Origin of the sequence: Terriglobus albidus, from assembly GCF_025685425.1 — a bacterium.
Taxonomy (GTDB): domain Bacteria; phylum Acidobacteriota; class Terriglobia; order Terriglobales; family Acidobacteriaceae; genus Terriglobus; species Terriglobus albidus.
In genome coordinates this window covers 129674-146678 of the sequence record NZ_JAGTAS010000049.1, presented here as the reverse complement: position 1 = coordinate 146678, position 17005 = coordinate 129674, and the positions used below count along the sequence as shown (strand labels likewise).

The window sequence follows — 17005 nt, the reverse complement described above, 5'->3', positions numbered from 1 at the left end:
GTAACATCGTTTCTATTGCGGTATTGACATCATTCCTTCGCAGGTTGCGGCAAGACCATCTCAATCTGCAGACCATGCGGTGAGGCGTTCTCGGCGCGTATCGTTCCACCGTGAATCCGGATCACGCGCTCGGCGATCGCCAGCCCGAGCCCTGCGCCGCCGGATTGGCGGTCACGGGCGTCTTTCACGCGATAGAACGGCTCGAAGATACGCGACAGCTCGGTTTCCGGAACTCCAGGCCCATGGTCACTGACCGTCAGGCGAGTAAACGATCCATCGCATGTCAGAGAGACCTCCACGGAGGTACCGGGCTCGGAGTAGCGGATTGCATTCCGGACGACATTCTCGATGGCGCTCTGCAATAGCTCCGCGTTGCCATGAACGAAGCATTGCCCCTCTACTAGCATTCGGACACCACCGGTCGCTTCGCGCGATTCGAACTCTGCATTCCGGACGACCTGCCGGACAAGTGCAGTGACATCGACGCTTGTCATCGGAACCTGCGGGGCCGACATATCTAATTTCGCAATGGTCAGCAAGCGGCCGATCATCTCGTCGAGGAGACCGAGGTCTTCTTCCATGTGATCGAAAGCAGGATCACTGCCTTTTCGTTCGCGCCCAAGATCAAGCGCGACATTCAGGCGTGCGAGCGGCGAGCGCAGCTCATGGGAAACATCAGAGATAAGCTGGCGTTGCCGCGAGATCAACTCTTCGAGACGCATAGCCATGGAATTGAAGTCGCGTACCAGGTCTCCAAGTTCATCTTTTCTGAGGCTTATGGCGGGCGCCGCGCGTGTGCTCAGATTTCCGCCCGCGAGCTGTTGCGATGCCTCGCGTAGCTGAAGGATCGGGGCTGTCAGGTATCGCGCCAGCAGATAACAGATAAGACCCGAAACACAAAGAGCGACACTCCACTGCAGAATCGCCGCTCCCCGATGGATACCCACAACTGCTCTTGGACCGGCAGGGAGTTCGGTGGCAAAGATGTAATCGCGGCCGCTCTGTCCCTTTACCACCAGGGCAACGCGGGCGATGCCGTACTTCATATTGAAGCTTGAGGCCCGTGACGTGGCCAGGGTCGCGATCACTCGCGTTGTCATATCACGGAATGACGCACAATCTTTTCCCGCGATAGCGTTCGCCGTTGCATCAAGAAGGCATGCCTTCAGATGTGTCTCCTGTGCAATGCGTTCGATATATGCCGACGCTGAAGGTTTGCCGCCCTGCTCATACATCGCCGCGGCAATCATTCCCGAAGATTGTGCCGTATCTGTCAGGGTCGCATGCCACTGCGAAGGAACACTGCGTGGTTCGACAATGAAGGTGATAACGACCGCGACGGCGGTAGCGATGACGGTGAGCCAGAAGCAGAGAAAGATCTTGAGAAAGAGGTTAGGGCGTGTCATGGTCACCTCTTTCATCGGGGTCGTTTCTTTCCTCGCGGCGCGAGATAAAGAGATATCCGCTGCCCCGGACTGCCTTAATGCGCTGGCCGTGCTGTGCCACCCCGAGTTTCTTACGCAGATTGCTGACATGGACATCGATGACGCGGTCGAATGGTCCGAGCTTCCGCCCCAGTACAGCTTCGGTGAGCTGTTCCCGCGAGAGAATCTGTCCGGCCCCGCGAATCAATACCTCGAGCAGCGTAAACTCCACGCTGGTCAGGTTGAGAGGCGAGCCATCTAACCATGCTTCACGGATTGTGGGTTCCATGCGGATATCTCCCACCACCAATGGTCCAGAGGGTGTTACAGTTCTCGCCGTTCGGCGCAGGATTGCACGAATGCGGGCGATAAGTTCCCGTGGGTTGAAAGGTTTGGGAACGTAGTCGTCCGCACCGATCTCCAGTCCCTGTATCCGATCGGAGTCTTCACCGCGCGCCGTAAGCAGTAGTACCGGTACAGTCGAGGACCTGCGCAGCCGGCGCAGTACATCGAGCCCTCCCATGCCGGGCAGCATAACGTCGAGAACAACGAGCGCATGTTCTTTCGAGAGAGCCCGCTCAAGTCCGCGAGGCCCATCATGTACAGCCTCGATGGTGAAGCCTTCCGTCCCTAAACGCTCGGCCAGAAGACTACATAGCTGAACATCATCATCGACGATGAGAACTCGATCCATTCTCCAACGCCAGCGGCCTCCAGCTTGATGCTAGACCATAAAAGCGCAGCCCCGCTCTGTCTTTACACAACTTAACTTTGCTTTACCAACCTTTATCGCACTGGCCTCGGTGCGGCGCTGAAATCGAGATGTGGCAAGAGAAAGTCATTTCACTCTCGCCGCTGAATCGAGGAAAACCATGAGGCGAATCACATCGATTGCATATCAAGCGCTGCTGCTGCTTCTGATTGGCAGCGTCGCATCAATCACGCTGGAAGCGCAGTACAACTCCGGCATCACCGTTCATATCCCATTCGCGTTCACCGCCGGAGGGCAGGACATGGCAGCCGGCGTCTATACCGTCGAGCAGGCCTCCGGAACTTTCTCGTTGTTGCTTGTGGATGTGAAGACCGGCCACCGCAGCCTGCTGGCGATGCGTCCCGGCCGGCAACAACTCGGCGAAGCTCATGGACAACTCGTCTTTTTAGAATGCGGCGGTCGCAGCGTCTTAAGCGAAGTGCGGATTCCGGGAACAGGTATGTCCAGCGAACTGGTTCAAGGACATGAGCACGGACGTTCCGACGCCAGAGCTTGTGGGACAAGCAGTACAACGTCGATAGCTCTGCGCTAGAGCATTTTCCCTGTAGGTGTAGTCCAGAGCATCCGCATCTATGGGCGTTTTCCGCAATGAAAACGCCGCTGCACGGCCCTTACGGGATACCCAGCAACAGGGAAAATGCTCTGATTGGTGGTGGCGCTGCTTGTCACGTTACAGAGGCGCCATGAAACTCAAAAGTGAAATGAAGAGAGGTCTTCCTATGAGAATTGTGGTTTGGTCGAGCCTGGTGTTCCTGGTGCTGCTGTCGATCTTCGGTATCGCCCGCGCCGATAGTTGGAGACATCACGGATGGCGCGGAAGAGAGTGGGGCTTTCATGGCCCTTTGGGCTATCTCAGCCATGAGCTGCATTTGAGTGACCCGCAGAAAGCCCAGATCCAGACACTCTGGCAATCGGAGAGGCCAACTGTTGCATCGTTGGTCAAAGAGCTGGCTTCAGAGAGCAAAGAGATGGACGCGGCAACAACACGAAGCGCGGACGATGCCCAGATTCAGGCGATTGCTTCTCGTCAGGGCACGACGATAACCAAGCTCCTGTTGGAGAAGCAGCATTTCAAATCCAGGGTCTATTCTGAGATTCTCACTCCGGAACAGCGCATCAAAGCGGAAGAACTCGAGAAGAAGTGGAGCGCACATCTGGATCGTTTTGCCGACAGGATCGGCAGCAGCGACGATAGACCGTATCGATAGATACAGGTGCACGAATGAATTGCTCTCTAGTTCGCGCCTTTGGCGCGAATGCCTTGGTTAAGGGGACGGCTTCAGCCGTCCCGTACTGAGCTCAGAAGATATGCGGCTTTAGCCGCTGAGGTACCGAACCATGACCTCAGCGGCTAAAGCCGCGTGTCTTGCCAACTTTATATGGCACGGCTGAAGCCGTGCCCTTAAGCAAAACAGAAGCGGACTTTGGTGTAGCACGAAAACCTGGGCTTTTGCCGCAGGCTGGTATAGAACGCGTCTCCACCGGCTTCAGAGCGGTTTTCTTGGGGCATAGAGCTTGTTTCTTTTGCAAGAACCCAGATCCTCCCTTCCATCACACCAAATGACAAACTGCTTGGTTCAGACTCCCTTTGGCTGCTCTATAGATGATGGAGAACAGCTCTAGGAGAATTTGTCATCCCGCAACGGAATCCCCGACCAGCTTTGCTGTTTGTGGCAAGTAGGGATCTGCTTTTAAGAAGTGTAGCGAGGCACAGCATTCAATCGACCAATGCCGTACGTCTTCAACTTTCAACTTTCAACGAGCGCCGCAGGCGCTCCCCTCACTTGCCAATACAGAAGCTCGAAAAGATCAAATTCAACACATCATCCGCTGTCGTGGCTCCGGTTAGCTCGTCCAGCCCACGCAACGCGCCATAGATATCCAGCAGCACCATCTCATGCGGAATCCCGGCGTCTACAGCGGTGATTGCAGCATCCAGGCCATCAATCGCCTGTTGCACCGCCTGCTGCTGCCGCAGATTGGTGAGCATCGCAGTCTCACTGGTGACCGCGCCGGCCTTCAGTTTCGCCAGTAATAGATCGCGCAGATCTCCAATGCCCTCGCCGGTCAGGGCTGAGACTTCGATCCCTTCTCCCGCCGTCGTGGCAATATCGATCTTGTTCCACACCACCACCGCCTCGCGCTGCTGCAGCTCTTCCATCCAGGCACGTTCTTCGTCGCTGATCGCCTGTGTCGCATCGAGAACCAGAAGCACCAGATCGGCATCGGCCATCGCCTCGCGTGTCTTGCGAATGCCGATGCTTTCGGCCTCGTCTCTGCTCTCGCGAATGCCTGCTGTATCTACCAATTCGACTGGAATGCCGCCCAGAGAGACGCGCTCCGTCACCAGGTCGCGCGTCGTTCCCTCGGCCGCCGTTACGATGGCACGCTCGCGCTCTACCAGGCGATTGAAGAGCGAACTCTTCCCCGCGTTGGGCCTGCCTACAATCGCCATGGTTACACCTTCGCGCACCAGGCGTCCCTGCGTATAGCTTGCCGCCAACTCGACCAGAGGCGCGCGTACGTCCTTCAGCGCATCGAGGATTGCCTGCTGCGGCATGACATCGACATCGTCTTCGGCGAAGTCGATGCCCGCCTCCAGCGTGGCGATCAGTTTCACCAGAGCATCCTTCACCGGACGCACCTGTTCCGCCAGCGCTCCACCAAGCTGCTGTGCGGCGACACGCGCCTGGTGCAGCGTCTGTGCTTCGATCAGGTCACGCACTGCCTCGGCCTGCGTAAGGTCCAGACGTCCTGAAAGGAAGGCTCGCTCGGTAAACTCTCCGGGCCGCGCCAGCCGTGCACCGGCTGCGGTCGCTCTACGGAGGATCATCTCCAGCACCAGCGGCGACCCATGCGCCGCAATCTCCACCACATCATCGCTGGTGTACGAGTGAGGGCCTGCAAAGTAGGTTGTGACTACCTCGTCGAGTTTGCTGCCATCCTCGTCCAGCAGATCGCCAAAGCGGGCGCGTCCCGCTTCCATCGGCGCACGCAGATGCAGCATCGGCTCGGCGATGCTGCGTGCTTGGGGGCCGCTGATGCGTACGACGCCGATGCCGCCGCGTCCCGGCGGTGTGGCGATAGCGACAATTGTCTCCTGTTCCACGAAATCCCTACTTGGTCGGTTGTGCCGCGTTGGTCGCGCCGCTGATGTCCGGGGTACGGCCCGCGCGCAGTCCCGCAACGATCTGCTGCAGGAAGTCGTTGGCCGCACCGGGATTGTTCGGCAGGAACAGCGTATTCGTTCCGCTGCGCAGGCCAATATCCTTCAGCGTGTCGAAATATTGTGTCACCAGTACCAGCGCCATGACGTCTTCGGCGGTTGTCCCCGGAACCGCTTCACGGAAGTGTTCAATGGAGCTGCGCAGACCGTCAATAATCGCCTGCCGCTCAGCCGCAATGCCCTGGCCCTGCAGGGCCTTCGACTGCGCCTCTGCCTCGGCCTGCTTCACCTTCAGCACCTTCTCCGCCTCGCCGCGAGCCTGTGCCGCCACCTGGGAACGCTGTGCGGCGTTGATATCGTTCATCGCCGTCTTTACCTTCACATCCGGAACGATATCGGTGACTAGCGCAGTCAGAATGTTGAAGCCAAACTCTTTCATGATCGAGTCGAGCTCGCTCTTTACCGCCACCGAGATACCGCTCTGCTGCTCGAAGGTCTCATCTAACGTGAGCTTAGGCACGTGTCCGAGGATGGAGTTAAAGACGAATGACTCGATCTGCTTCTGTGGTTTGCTGAGCTTGTAAAAGGCGTCAAAGATGCGCTCTTCCAGCACCTGGTACTGCACGCTTACCGGAATCTGCACGAAGACGTTATCGCGTGTCTTGGTCTCAACCGAGAACTGCGCCTGCTGTACCTGCAGGTCCACAAAGAAGACCCGCTCGGCATATGGAATCAGGAGATGCAGGCCGGGCTTGGTAATGCGATGAAACTTACCAAAGCGTTCCACCACACCCGCGGAATAGGTGCGGACCGTGTACAGCGTTTTGAGAATCGTGACCAGCAGCACAATGCCAATCACAAAGGCGAGAAAGAGCAGAAAGGTGGCAGCAGTGTCCATAGGAGAACCTCAGCGGTCTTGAGAATACCTCAGATTTTTTGTTTGTCATTTCGTAGCTCCCCGGGGTCCCCAGCGAGCTTGCTCGTTGAGGCGGTCGACCGAAAGGGAGCGAGAAATCTGCTTCTCTACCGACACTTGTCGAAGGACGGTCTCTTTCTATTTTCCGCCGCAGGCTGCCACCGTCGTCGGTCCACCGTTATTGATGGTGATGACATGGAATGGAAGCAGCCGCACGAACTCCTCATCGGCCAGCTTGACCTTCGGTGTCCCCTTCGGCGCCCGCTTGTCCCACCAGATGCGGCCGTCAGCGATCATGTACCCCTGCCAGTTGTGGAAGAGGTCCTTATCCTCCGACTTCAGAATGGCGCACCGCGTCACCGGATCGAAGATCTCGTCAAAGTGTTCCAGCAATCCCTGCCGCGAGACCAGCTTCGACTTACCCTTCACAGTCGCCCGCACCGGGTAGTCCAGCATCAAGGCAACCGCCACTTTATCGTTCTTTTCCAGCGCCGCCCGGAACTCATGCAGAAAGGCAATGGAATCGCGGCAATCGTCGGCGCCAATCTGCCGGCACACATCCTGCGCCCAGGCACAGGCAGAAAGAAGACAGGCGACCAAACCAACCAGCGCAGAACGCATGCCCATATTCTTACTCCGTCAACCCTCCAAATTTCCAACAACCTTCCAGATAACCTCCAGCTCCACCGCCAGGGCCAACTTAACGGCAACTGGCAACTGGCAAATAGGGCAGGCAAGACTCCCTTGCCAACCCATGCCGTACGTCTTCACTTTCAACTTTTAACTTTCAACTGTTCTTCGCTGTTCTGATCCACTGCATCATCTGCTCTGCCGGCACTACACCGGCCTGCTGCGCTACGACCCGTCCATTGCGGAAGACGATAAAGTTTGGAATCCCGCGCACCTGGTAACGCGCACTCAACTGCGGATTGGCCTCGGTATCGACTTTCAGCACCACAGCCTCTCCCGCCATGGCGCTGGCCACCTCAGCCACATATGGCGCTGCCATGCGGCACGGACCGCACCAGTCTGCCCAGAAGTCCACCAGCACGGGTACTGGAGACTGCTGCACGATGTCATCGAATTCCGTCGCATCCACATTGATCGGCTTCGACACCGGCGGCAGCGGAGCCTTGCACTTGCCACATCGGCCAATGTCTGCCAGATGCCTGACCGGAATCCGATTCTTCTGCCCGCAATGGTGGCATGTGTGAATCATGATCTAACCTCGATCTATAAATCAGATGCTTCAGACCCCTTATCGGCATCTGAGTCTCAAAGGATACGATGCGCGCCATTGGATATACCCAGCCCGGACCTCCCGACGTTCTGCAGGACATCACCCTCCCAGACCCGGTCGCTGCCGGCCGCGACCTCCTGGTTGAGGTCAAAGCCATCTCAATCAACCCGGTCGACATGAAGGTCCGACAGAATGCCGGTCCCGTTGACGGTCAGCCTTACCGCGTTCTTGGCTACGACGCCGCCGGCGTGGTGAAGGCGGTCGGTCCCGAGGTCAAAGGCTTCCGTCCTGGGGACGAGGTTTTTTACTCGGGCACGTTGCTGCGTCAGGGCACCAACGCCCAGCTCCACCTCGTCGACGAGCGTATCGCCGCCGGGAAGCCGAACTCGCTGGATTTTGCCCATGCCGCCGCCCTTCCGCTTACCGCTATCACCGCCTGGGAGCTGCTCTTCGACCGGCTAGGTGTCATTCCCGGACGCAAGGACGACACACGCTCACTTTTGATTGTGGGCGCCGCAGGCGGAGTCGGCTCGATTCTGGTTCAGCTCGCCCGCCAGTTAACCGGTCTGCACATCATCGGTACCGCCTCCCGCCCCGAGACGAAGGCATGGGTCGAGCAACTGGGAGCGCACCAGGTCATCGACCACTCCCAACCGCTGTCACCCCAACTCAACGGCCGCCAGCCAGACCTCATCGCCAGCCTCACCAATACGCAGGATCACTTTCCGCAGCTCGCCGAGGTGCTCGCTCCGCAGGGTCATCTGGGGCTTATCGACGATCCCGCATCCATCGACGTCAAGCTGCTGAAGCGCAAAGCGGCCTCGCTCCACTGGGAGTACATGTTCGCCCGCTCCATGTTCCAGACGGCGGACATCGAGCAGCAGGGCGAGCTTCTCAAGCAGGTCGCTACCATGGTCGACTCCGGCGCCATCCGCACCACCGCCGGCGATCATCTCGGCATCATCAATTCCGCGAATCTGCGCTCTGCACACGAACGCATCGCTACCGGCAAGGTGCGCGGTAAGCTGGTGCTCAGTGGATGGGAGTAACCCTTACAGCACGCCATGGCAACACACTTTACCCCTGCAGCCCTGAAGTTCCTGCGCGACCTGAAACGCAACAACGATCGTGACTGGTTCCAACCACGCAAAGAGATCTTTGAGCGCGAGCTGAAGACTCCCATGCTGGCGCTGATCTCTGAGATCACGCACGCCATGGAAGACTTCGCTCCCGATCACGTGCGTCCTCCGCAGAAGATCCTCTTCCGCATTTATCGCGATACCCGCTTCTCCAACGACAAGCGACCCTACAAAGAGCACATCGGCGCATGGTGGGTACGCACCGGCCTGGAAAAGACCTCGGGCGCAGGCTTCTACTTCCACATCTCCGGTAAAGAACTACTCATCGCCGCCGGCTGCTATATGCCGCAACCAGAGCAATTGCTTGCTGTGCGCCGATACCTGCTCGACCATCATGCAGAGATGCGCAAGCTCTACACGGCGAAGCCGCTGGTAAAGCTCTTTCCCCACGATGAAGCCACCTCGCTTACTCGCCCTCCGAAAGGCTTTCCAGCCGATCACCCGGCGATCGATCTCATTCGTAACAAGCAGTGGGGCCGCTCCGTCACGCTGCCGGTGGATACGGCGCTCACACCCGCCATCGGCAAAGAGATCATCAAGCGCTTCAAAGCCATCGCACCTCTGGTGACGCTGATCAACACTCCCCTGCTACCCCAGAAGCGCAAACCAATCTTCGGCCTCTAACGCTGCACAAACCCGGGTGCCCCAGGTCCCCTAGGGACGTGGGGTATTCGCGCTACGCGCGAGCTGTCTTCACTCGGTGAAGGCACGAGACCCAGCTTACCCATACAGTACGTCTTCAACTTTCAACTTTTAACTTTCAACGTACTTCACTTCAGTGAGGCCAAAAACGCCACAATATCCGCTCTCTCCTGACTCTTCGGCACACTGAAATCCATATTGTTTCCAGACACCAATTCGTCCGGATCGCGCAGCCACCGCTCCAGTCCCGCACTGTCCCACGCGACATGCCGTTCGCGCAACGCTGATGAATAGACAAACCCCGCAGCACTCCCCGCCTGGCGCCCAAAGACACCCCGCAACCTCGGCCCCTCACGATTGCTGTCCAACGCATGACATCCCGTGCATCGCCGTTCGAAGAGCGCTTTACCACGCATTGCATCTCCCGCACCGCTTCCACCCGCGTCCGCCGGCAGCAGACTCGTCAACGCTGCAATCTCATCCTTCGTCAGCGCCGCGCCCGGATGCAGCCAGCGATACTGCATCGGCGGCATCGATCCTCGCTTTGCCTGTTGCGCAATCTCCTGCTTCAGTACCTCCTGACGCTCGGCCGAGAGCTGCTGCCATTGGGAGAGATCGAGGTGACGCCGCCCTTCCGCGACGTCACGCTCAATCAGCCAGCTCCCCGGAGCAAACCGTGCATAGGCAGGCCACGCCGTCGTCTCCGAGTGACAGTCGGCGCACTTGGTGACAAGCGCTTCACGTGCCTGTACCCGGAGGCCCGCCGCTTGCAGCAAGGTGCTGCGGTCTGAGGGAGGGACAGTATGCAGATCGCCCCAGGGATGCCAGCTTCCTGCCGCGATCGAGACCGCGCTGCCCAGCAGCACGCCCACGGCAAGCTTCATCGCGTTCATACTTGCTCCGTCAGCGCGTGATCCACGACTGCGAGATGGTTCTGCCCGCGCGTGACCTTGACGTGCGTCACGCCAAGAGCAGAGCGGAGCTTGCCTGCGGGCACTACCATCGGTCCGGGATTCGGCGCTGATCCCGGCGCTGGTTGAGGAAAGGCCGTTGCGCGTGCTGTATGGAAGGTCACATTGCCTTCCACCTTCTGCACCACCTGGTGGATATGTCCGTTCAGCACGGTCACCGATCCGAAGCGCTTCAACAGAGCGAGCGCCTGCTCGCCGTCTTTCGTGCCCCAGCCCCATTGCTCGTACACCATCCATAACGGGATATGAGCGAAGACGACGATCGGCGTCGATGCACTCAGTCCGCTCAGCTCTGCCTTCATCCACGCAAGCTGCTCGGCGCCAAGGTTGCCCATCGCATCGACCTGAACGCAGTTGTTCAGCCCAAGGAAGCGAACGCCTTTGTGATCAAAGCTGTACCAGCCGGTGCCATGTGTCCCTTTGCCGAAGCGCTGCTTGTACTGTTCACCGTCGTCGATGAAGTCATGCTCTCCCGGAACGTAAAAGACCTCCTTCCCGAAGCCCTTCACGATCTGAGCGGCAGTGTCGAACTCCGCCGGCTTTGAGTTCTGTGTGATATCGCCGGTGTGCAGCAAAAACTCCGGCGCAGCTCCACTCGGCATCTTTGCCCGCTCGATCGCAGTTTGCAGCGTGCCCGTAACATCTGGATTCGCCCCCTTGTTGAAGCCGATATGCGAATCGCTGATCTGTACGAACGAGAAGGCTTCGTGCCCTGTTATCCGTTGTTTTGTTCCCTGTGCCAGCAGCTTCGCCGTCGGCACGCCTCCGGCGATCGTCCATAGTAGTCCTGTTCCTGCCCATGCCATGCACTCCAGAAATCGACGACGGTCGATCCCGTCACCGGCTCCCTTGTTCTCATCCTGCGTTTTGTTCTCTGCCATTGCTCTTCCCTCCGTGGCAAAGAACCGCGCAGTGCCTGGATTATTCCGCGAAAGACACTGATGGAATAAAAAAGCGGTTCACCGGTTTAACAGGCGATGGCGTCTGCGACCTTCCTTCTTCGTGGATCCCCTCCACCTTCCTCCACGAAGGGCGGGAACTCGTCGGCGAATGCGGGATCGTCTAACATCGTCGCCATGGACTTCGGCAGGCGCTCGCGTGTGGGATTTGAGGATCTCGCACTGCCGCAGCTTGCCGCTCTCTACAACCATGCCCGCTGGCTCTGTCGCGATGAGGCCGAAGCTGAAGACCTTGTGCAGGAGACACTGTCCAAGGCGTTGCGCGCCTTCGACAGCTTTCAGCCCGGAACTAACTTCAAGGCATGGGTCTTCCGCATTCAGCGCAATGCTTTTCTGAACTCTCGTACAGCGATCGCGGAATCACGTACGGTATTTCTTGAAGATCAGGAAGATGCCTTCGACCCGCCAAGCGCGGGCCTTACGCCGGAGCAGGAGCTTATCCGTCTCGACAACATTGCACTGGTGCAGGATGCGTTAGCACAACTCTCAACGCCGCAGCGGGAGGTGTTGCTGCTCTGCGACCTGGAAGAGCTCTCGTACAAGGAGATCGCCGACGTCCTCGATATCCCCATCGGCACCGTCATGTCGCGTCTCGCCCGCGCCCGGCAGGCACTACGCAAACTTTTGCAGCCGCGATTTGGAGGTTCTCGATGAACACCGATCACCTCACTCCCACGACCATTGCCGCGCTGGTCGATCATGAGCTCGCGGCACAGGAGGTTGCCGCCGCACAGGAACATCTTGCTGCGTGTCACACCTGCGCGCTCGCTGTTCTCTCGGCCACACAGCTCAAAACCGCAACGGCGCGCGCAGCGCAGCGCTACACGCTCTCGCCGGAGATGCGAGACCGTCTCATAGCTACAACGCGGGGACGCACGTCCGGCGCCCGCATCGTTCCCATGCGCGCATATACCTGGGCCGCGCTTGCGGCGCTGGTCTTGCTTACCGTCTCTCTGATCTCATGGCGGGGGCTCCATCCTGCCATTCCCTCTGCTCTATCGCCCGTAGTCGCCGAGCTCTTTGACCAGCATCTGGCTGTGCTGCCGGAAAGTTCTGTCCCACAGGTTCTCTCCTCAGACAAGCACACCGTGAAACCCTGGTTTCAGGGCAAGCTGCCATATTCTTTCAATCTCCCGGAACCTGCGGAGCTGCCGGCGGAGACGACGCTTCAAGGCGCGGATCTCACCTACATCGGCGGCGAGCCTGCAGCGCAGCTTCTTTTTCTGACGCGGAAGCACCACGTCTCTGTCTTCTTCATGCGACGAGATGTCCTCGCACCGCTGTCGATCGAGCGACATGGCTATCGCCTCCGTTCGACGACTACAAATGGACTCACGATGACAGCCGTTGGTGATGTAGGCGATGGTGATCTCGGTGCTCTGCTGACTGTATTGGCGCGTGTTCAGTCCTGACGCACGCTCGTTCTCACCATAGATCTCTGGCCGGAGCAGACCGCTGACGGTGAACCAAATCCGCTGGTAAATCGCCGTTTTTTGGCCCTTTGGTACCCAAAAAGCGACAAAAACCGAAAAAACACGGAAAAAACCTGTGGAAACTGAAGTTTGGGCCTTGACTTTCGTTCGCCAAAGCCTCAGTGTGAGTTGCGGTAGGTTCTTTCCACCCGCGTAAACACTGGCGATTTAGCGATTGCCAAAAGGTGCGTGGGATCGGGCAAGCATCCTGACAACCAGAATTCTGTAGAACGCACTAAGGAGATACACACAATGGCAAAGGGACTGACCAAGACCGCCCTCATCCGCACGCTGGCCGAGAAGCTTGAGTTGACGAACAAGCAGGTCGGCGCTTTCTTTGACCTCCTGGCTGAGACCGCGGTCAAGGAGACCAAGAAGAATGGCGAGTTCACGATCCCCGGCATCGGTAAGCTGGTGAAGGCTGAGCGCAAGGCTCGTCTGGGCCGCAACCCCCAGACCGGCGAGACCATCAAGATCAAGGCCAAGACCGTGGTTAAGTTCCGCGTCGCTAAGGCCGCTAAGGACGTCATCGCTCCGTCCAAGAAGTAGTTTTGGCAACTCGCCCTTCGGCTGGCAGTCCAATTTCTTGCAGCCGACGTGCAGGCCACGACTGGGAACGCGGACCAACGTTCTTCGCGGAGAGGAGAACGCCGCGCAAACGGGCGGGAGAGCACCGGCGGCGGGACCTAACAGAAACACGAAGGCCAGGACGCAAGTCCTGGCCTTCGGCTTTTAACTGCAGTTGCTGGTTGCTAAGACGTATCGACAAATTCCAGATAGCCCATACTCTGGGCGCCCCATCCATCGCAACGCGATGGGTGGGATGTTCGAACGAAGCTCGAATCGGTGGGAGCCGTGGGCTTTTAGCCCACGGTCTATCGGCCCATATAGAAATGGGCTTCAGCCCTGGGCTTTTTCCTCACGGACGGAGAAGGCCCAGGGCTAAAGCTCGTCTACTTTTAAGCCTTTATCAGCGGGCTGAAGCCCGCTGAACACCCCATCCAGCAAGGCTGGATGGGGACCCCGCTGCTCCCACCAGTTTCAGTCATGCTGTGTCAGATCAACTGAATTTGTCGATACACCCTGGTTGCTGGTTGGTTGGCCGCATTGGATGTCATCTGTTTTCTTCCCTCGATGAGTGGCAATCTTTCTCCTCACCCATGTCGTACGTCTTCAACTTTCAACTTTTAACTTTCAACTGTTTCCAGCAACTGCTTCTACAAATTCCAAAAACACTCTCGTCCTCTGCGGCAAGTGCTTCCTCGATGGATACAGCGCAAACAACGGGAATCTCTCCTCCGGCCAATCCGGAAACAGCTCCACTAATCGCCCCGAATGCAGATGTTTTTCCATTCCGAGCTCCAGCACCTGCGCGATGCCATATCCCGAAAGACAGGCCGCGTGCATGGTTACTACGTCATTCACCATCAGGCGTCCGCGTGTCTCAATGCTGATCTGCCGCCGCCCTCGTTGAAAGATCCATTCGAATGGTTGTCCGCTCTCGGGATCGCGATAGTCGATCAGCATGTGTCCCTCGCGCAGTTCTTCCGGACTCTTCGGATGTCCATGACGTTTCAGATAAGCCGGAGAGGCAACCGTCAGAACACGTGTGTCCAACAATCGGCGGGCGATCATGCTCGACTCCGGCGGATCGCCGAAGCGGATTGCGAGATCGTATCCCTCTCCTGCCAAGTCTCTTGCACGTGCGCCGGTATCCAGCTCCAGCGTCAGTCGTGGATACCGTTCCAGAAACTCTCGCAGCCGCGGACCCAGCAGTAACTGTGTAAACAGCGCATCTGCATTCACCCGTAATCTGCCGGAGATCTCCGCGCCATCGCTCTGGATCGACGCAGCGGCTTCCTCCAGGCCCGCAAGCAGCGGAAGAATCTGCTCATGCAAACGGCGGCCCTCTGCCGTGAGTGTCACAGATCGGCTAGTGCGCTCCAGCAGCCGAATCCCGACCCGCTGCTCCAGTCGCGAGATTGCACGGCTCACTCCAGATTGCGAGATACCCAGCGTCTTTCCCGCCGCCGCGAAGCTTCCGCTGCGTACTACCGCAGCCAGGACGCCCACTCCGTTTAATGTCCGTTCATCGAAGTTCATTGGATGCATGACAGTATGTCATGACTACCATGCATGGATATCAGGATCACCCCTGGGCACTGCCGCGTCCTATCTGCAGATCAGAGAAGGAGAAAAGAAATGATTGCAGTCATGGGAGTCACGGGACAGGTAGGTGGAGCGATTGCCCGCAAGCTGTTAGCTGAAGGCAAACAGGTGCGCGTTATCGTTCGCAGCGCGGAAAAAGGTGAAGTTTGGAAACACGCCGGTGCGGAGGTCACTATCGCATCCACGGACGATACCGCAGCACTAGCGCGCGCATTTGCCGATACCGAAGCTGCCTTCGTGATGCTTCCACCAGTCTTCGATCCGGCGCCCGGATATCCAGAATCAACTGCGGCCACAAAGTCCATCCGCACCGCGTTGGAAGCTGCAAAGCCCGGGAGGGTCGTCGCACTCTCAACCATCGGCGGCCAGGTCAATCGCGATAACCTCCTCATCCAGCTTCATCAGTGGGAACAAGAGCTTCGCGCCCTTAACCGCCCTATTATCTTCCTGCGTCCCACCTGGTTCATCGAGAACACGCAGTGGCTTCTTGCGGAAGCCCGCGAAAAAGGCATCCTCGCCTCACACCTGCATCCTCTCGACAGGCCTGTCCCCATGGTTGCAGTCGCCGATATCGCCGCTACCGCCGCTAACCTGCTTACCGGGAGAGACGGCACAACCGGGACCGTCGAACTCACCGGACCAGCCGACGTCACACCGAACGAGATCGCATCCACGCTCGGTCGCCTCTTCAACCGCGAGGTCCGCGCCCAAGCTATTCCCCGCGACACATGGGAGGCAGAGTTCCGCGCCGCCGGCATGCAATATCCCGAGCCTCGCATGCGCATGCTCGACGGCTTCAATGAAGGCTGGATCCGCTTCGAAGGCACACCCCGCCGCGGCACAACCTCTCTTGAAACCGCTCTGCGCGAGCTCATTCAGAAGAAAGCCTGAAGTGGCGATGCTCTCGTTGTCCCATTCTTTCGCGTAGCGAAAGGGTGGGGCCCCGGGCGAACTTGTTCGCTGGGCTAGCGTGGGGTATCGCGCTTCGCGTGAATCGTACTTATGCAAAAGCCCGGCATACTTCTCAACCCCGTCTCAGTCTTAACGCTTGAACTTTTAACTTTCAACTTTTAACTCTGCCCAAACTGTCGCCCTGCAAACATAAGTCGGGTTACATTGGTACCACCCCCGATGATCCGTCCCAATGCAGCTCTTATTCTTTCTGCCTTTGCCTGCTCACTTACCGCGCAACAGCCGACGGCAAGCTCCGTCGACGTCCTCATCAAGCCCGGCCATAGCTTCGGAAGCGCGGTAGCGCACATCAACGGCAAACCCAAGCCACAGCTCATCACCCGACGCGCCACACATGCCTGGCTGGCCGAGCAGGCGCATTCGGTCATCGTCGTCGCGCCGCCCGAGAAAGGGCATCCGCAGCTACAGCTCCGTATCTTCGATCTCGATTCGGGCGAACGCCACACGCTTGGCGATCTTTCCCTCGACAGCCCCGAGTTCCTCGAAGTGCAGAACGGTGGCGAGCCCTCTGTCTTCCTGCTCAAAGGCATTCAGAACGGTCAACCGGCGGTCTACCTCGCAGACGCCACTGCGATTCACATGCGTCTGATTGGGGCAACGCGTCCTACCCTGACTGGCGACACCTTCCGCTACATTCCTGCGGGTAGCAGTACCGTGAAGGAGATTCCGCGGCGCATCGCTCTTGGTGAAGATCTGTTTCACCGGATCTTCCTCACAAGTAGCGAGACCCTGCAGCTTCTTCCTGATGGACGCGCTGTAGTAGTTCGCAACGGCAAGCCCGAGTCAGCCACATGGCTTCAAGCCCGAGTCAGCCACATGGCTTACGGATGGCGAAGATCTCTTTGTTCACTCCGGTTCGCGCACCGACACCATCCTGCGTTCCTCACTTCAGCAACAGAGCGGCGTCCCTGCCGAGACGCGACTCACGCTTCGCCTGCTGCAGCCTTTGAACTCGCGCACAGACAAAGCTGGAAAGCCGGTAGAGGCTGCTCTCATTCTTCCCGCCGTCGTCGACGGCCACATCTATCTTCCTCAGAACACCCGCTTCACTGGACATATTGTGAAAGTGCGCGGCGTGCACTACGGCTTCGGACATGAGTCTGCCGCCGTCACACTCCACTTCGAGCAGGCGCAGGTTCCCAGCGGTCCCACTCTTCCCGTCG

General features: G+C 58.3%; 18 protein-coding genes. 9 read left to right on the top strand and 9 right to left on the bottom strand.

Annotation, left to right across the window (positions count from 1 at the left end):
• Nucleotides 1–29: 29 nt before the first annotated feature.
• A complete protein-coding gene (locus OHL21_RS09515) occupies nucleotides 30–1421 on the bottom strand; it encodes an ATP-binding protein (RefSeq protein ID WP_263417026.1) in 1392 nt (463 codons plus the stop codon).
• Nucleotides 1393–2118 (bottom strand): response regulator transcription factor, encoded by a 726-nt coding sequence (locus OHL21_RS09510; RefSeq protein ID WP_263417025.1) that lies wholly within the window; start codon nucleotides 2116–2118, stop codon nucleotides 1393–1395. Before OHL21_RS09510 ends, OHL21_RS09515 begins: the two co-directional genes overlap by 29 nt.
• 178 nt (nucleotides 2119–2296) lie before the next feature.
• Between OHL21_RS09510 and OHL21_RS09505 the strand changes: the two genes are divergently transcribed.
• Both OHL21_RS09505 and OHL21_RS09500 read left to right on the top strand, forming a co-directional pair.
• Complete coding sequence (locus tag OHL21_RS09505; protein WP_263417024.1) at nucleotides 2297–2728, top strand: hypothetical protein; 432 nt, start codon at nucleotides 2297–2299, stop codon at nucleotides 2726–2728.
• Between the two features lie 187 nt (nucleotides 2729–2915).
• Complete coding sequence (locus tag OHL21_RS09500) at nucleotides 2916–3404, top strand: Spy/CpxP family protein refolding chaperone (protein ID WP_263417023.1); 489 nt, start codon at nucleotides 2916–2918, stop codon at nucleotides 3402–3404.
• Between the two features lie 572 nt (nucleotides 3405–3976).
• On the opposite strand, the gene mnmE is transcribed toward OHL21_RS09500, so the two are convergent.
• From mnmE to trxC, 4 genes are all read right to left on the bottom strand, one after another.
• Complete coding sequence (mnmE, locus tag OHL21_RS09495; protein WP_263417022.1) at nucleotides 3977–5305, bottom strand: tRNA uridine-5-carboxymethylaminomethyl(34) synthesis GTPase MnmE; 1329 nt, start codon at nucleotides 5303–5305, stop codon at nucleotides 3977–3979.
• A gap of 7 nt (nucleotides 5306–5312) precedes the next feature.
• The gene (locus OHL21_RS09490; protein ID WP_263417021.1) at nucleotides 5313–6260 is read right to left on the bottom strand and encodes an SPFH domain-containing protein; all 948 of its coding nucleotides are present in this window, start codon (nucleotides 6258–6260) and stop codon (nucleotides 5313–5315) included.
• Between the two features lie 156 nt (nucleotides 6261–6416).
• Nucleotides 6417–6905 (bottom strand): hypothetical protein, encoded by a 489-nt coding sequence (locus tag OHL21_RS09485; RefSeq protein ID WP_263417020.1) that lies wholly within the window; start codon nucleotides 6903–6905, stop codon nucleotides 6417–6419.
• Between the two features lie 160 nt (nucleotides 6906–7065).
• A complete protein-coding gene (trxC, locus tag OHL21_RS09480; protein WP_263417019.1) occupies nucleotides 7066–7497 on the bottom strand; it encodes a thioredoxin TrxC in 432 nt (143 codons plus the stop codon).
• 68 nt (nucleotides 7498–7565) lie between these two features.
• Between trxC and OHL21_RS09475 the strand changes: the two genes are divergently transcribed.
• Together OHL21_RS09475 and OHL21_RS09470 are read left to right on the top strand one after the other, a co-directional pair.
• Nucleotides 7566–8567 (top strand): zinc-binding alcohol dehydrogenase family protein, encoded by a 1002-nt coding sequence (locus OHL21_RS09475; protein WP_263417018.1) that lies wholly within the window; start codon nucleotides 7566–7568, stop codon nucleotides 8565–8567.
• Between the two features lie 15 nt (nucleotides 8568–8582).
• Nucleotides 8583–9281, top strand: coding sequence for a DUF2461 domain-containing protein (locus OHL21_RS09470; RefSeq protein ID WP_263417017.1), 699 nt, complete (start codon nucleotides 8583–8585; stop codon nucleotides 9279–9281).
• Between the two features lie 146 nt (nucleotides 9282–9427).
• Here OHL21_RS09470 and OHL21_RS09465 read toward each other — a convergent pair whose 3' ends face one another.
• Both OHL21_RS09465 and OHL21_RS09460 read right to left on the bottom strand, forming a co-directional pair.
• The gene (locus OHL21_RS09465; protein WP_263417016.1) at nucleotides 9428–10192 is read right to left on the bottom strand and encodes a heme-binding domain-containing protein; all 765 of its coding nucleotides are present in this window, start codon (nucleotides 10190–10192) and stop codon (nucleotides 9428–9430) included.
• Nucleotides 10189–11151, bottom strand: a complete 963-nt coding sequence (locus tag OHL21_RS09460; protein ID WP_263417015.1) for a metallophosphoesterase family protein — start codon at nucleotides 11149–11151, stop codon at nucleotides 10189–10191. Before OHL21_RS09460 ends, OHL21_RS09465 begins: the two co-directional genes overlap by 4 nt.
• 96 nt (nucleotides 11152–11247) lie before the next feature.
• On the opposite strand from OHL21_RS09460, the gene OHL21_RS09455 reads away from it, so the two are divergent.
• The 3 genes from OHL21_RS09455 (at nucleotide 11248) to OHL21_RS09445 (ending at nucleotide 13250) form a co-directional block, all read left to right on the top strand.
• Nucleotides 11248–11883: a sigma-70 family RNA polymerase sigma factor gene (locus tag OHL21_RS09455; protein WP_263417014.1), complete on the top strand. Its 636-nt coding sequence runs from the start codon at nucleotides 11248–11250 to the stop codon at nucleotides 11881–11883.
• On the top strand, nucleotides 11880–12641 hold the full coding sequence (locus OHL21_RS09450) for an anti-sigma factor (protein ID WP_263417013.1): 762 nt from the start codon (nucleotides 11880–11882) through the stop codon (nucleotides 12639–12641). Before OHL21_RS09455 ends, OHL21_RS09450 begins: the two co-directional genes overlap by 4 nt.
• 312 nt (nucleotides 12642–12953) lie before the next feature.
• Nucleotides 12954–13250: an HU family DNA-binding protein gene (locus OHL21_RS09445; protein WP_263417012.1), complete on the top strand. Its 297-nt coding sequence runs from the start codon at nucleotides 12954–12956 to the stop codon at nucleotides 13248–13250.
• 645 nt (nucleotides 13251–13895) lie between these two features.
• Here the strand turns inward: OHL21_RS09445 and OHL21_RS09440 are convergent.
• Nucleotides 13896–14813, bottom strand: coding sequence for a LysR family transcriptional regulator (locus OHL21_RS09440; protein ID WP_263417011.1), 918 nt, complete (start codon nucleotides 14811–14813; stop codon nucleotides 13896–13898).
• Between the two features lie 90 nt (nucleotides 14814–14903).
• Between OHL21_RS09440 and OHL21_RS09435 the strand changes: the two genes are divergently transcribed.
• Entirely contained in the window at nucleotides 14904–15761 is an 858-nt protein-coding gene (locus tag OHL21_RS09435) for an NmrA family NAD(P)-binding protein (RefSeq protein WP_263417010.1), read from the top strand.
• 240 nt (nucleotides 15762–16001) lie between these two features.
• Complete coding sequence (locus OHL21_RS09430; protein WP_263417009.1) at nucleotides 16002–16940, top strand: hypothetical protein; 939 nt, start codon at nucleotides 16002–16004, stop codon at nucleotides 16938–16940.
• The last annotated feature ends 65 nt before the right edge of the window (nucleotides 16941–17005 follow it).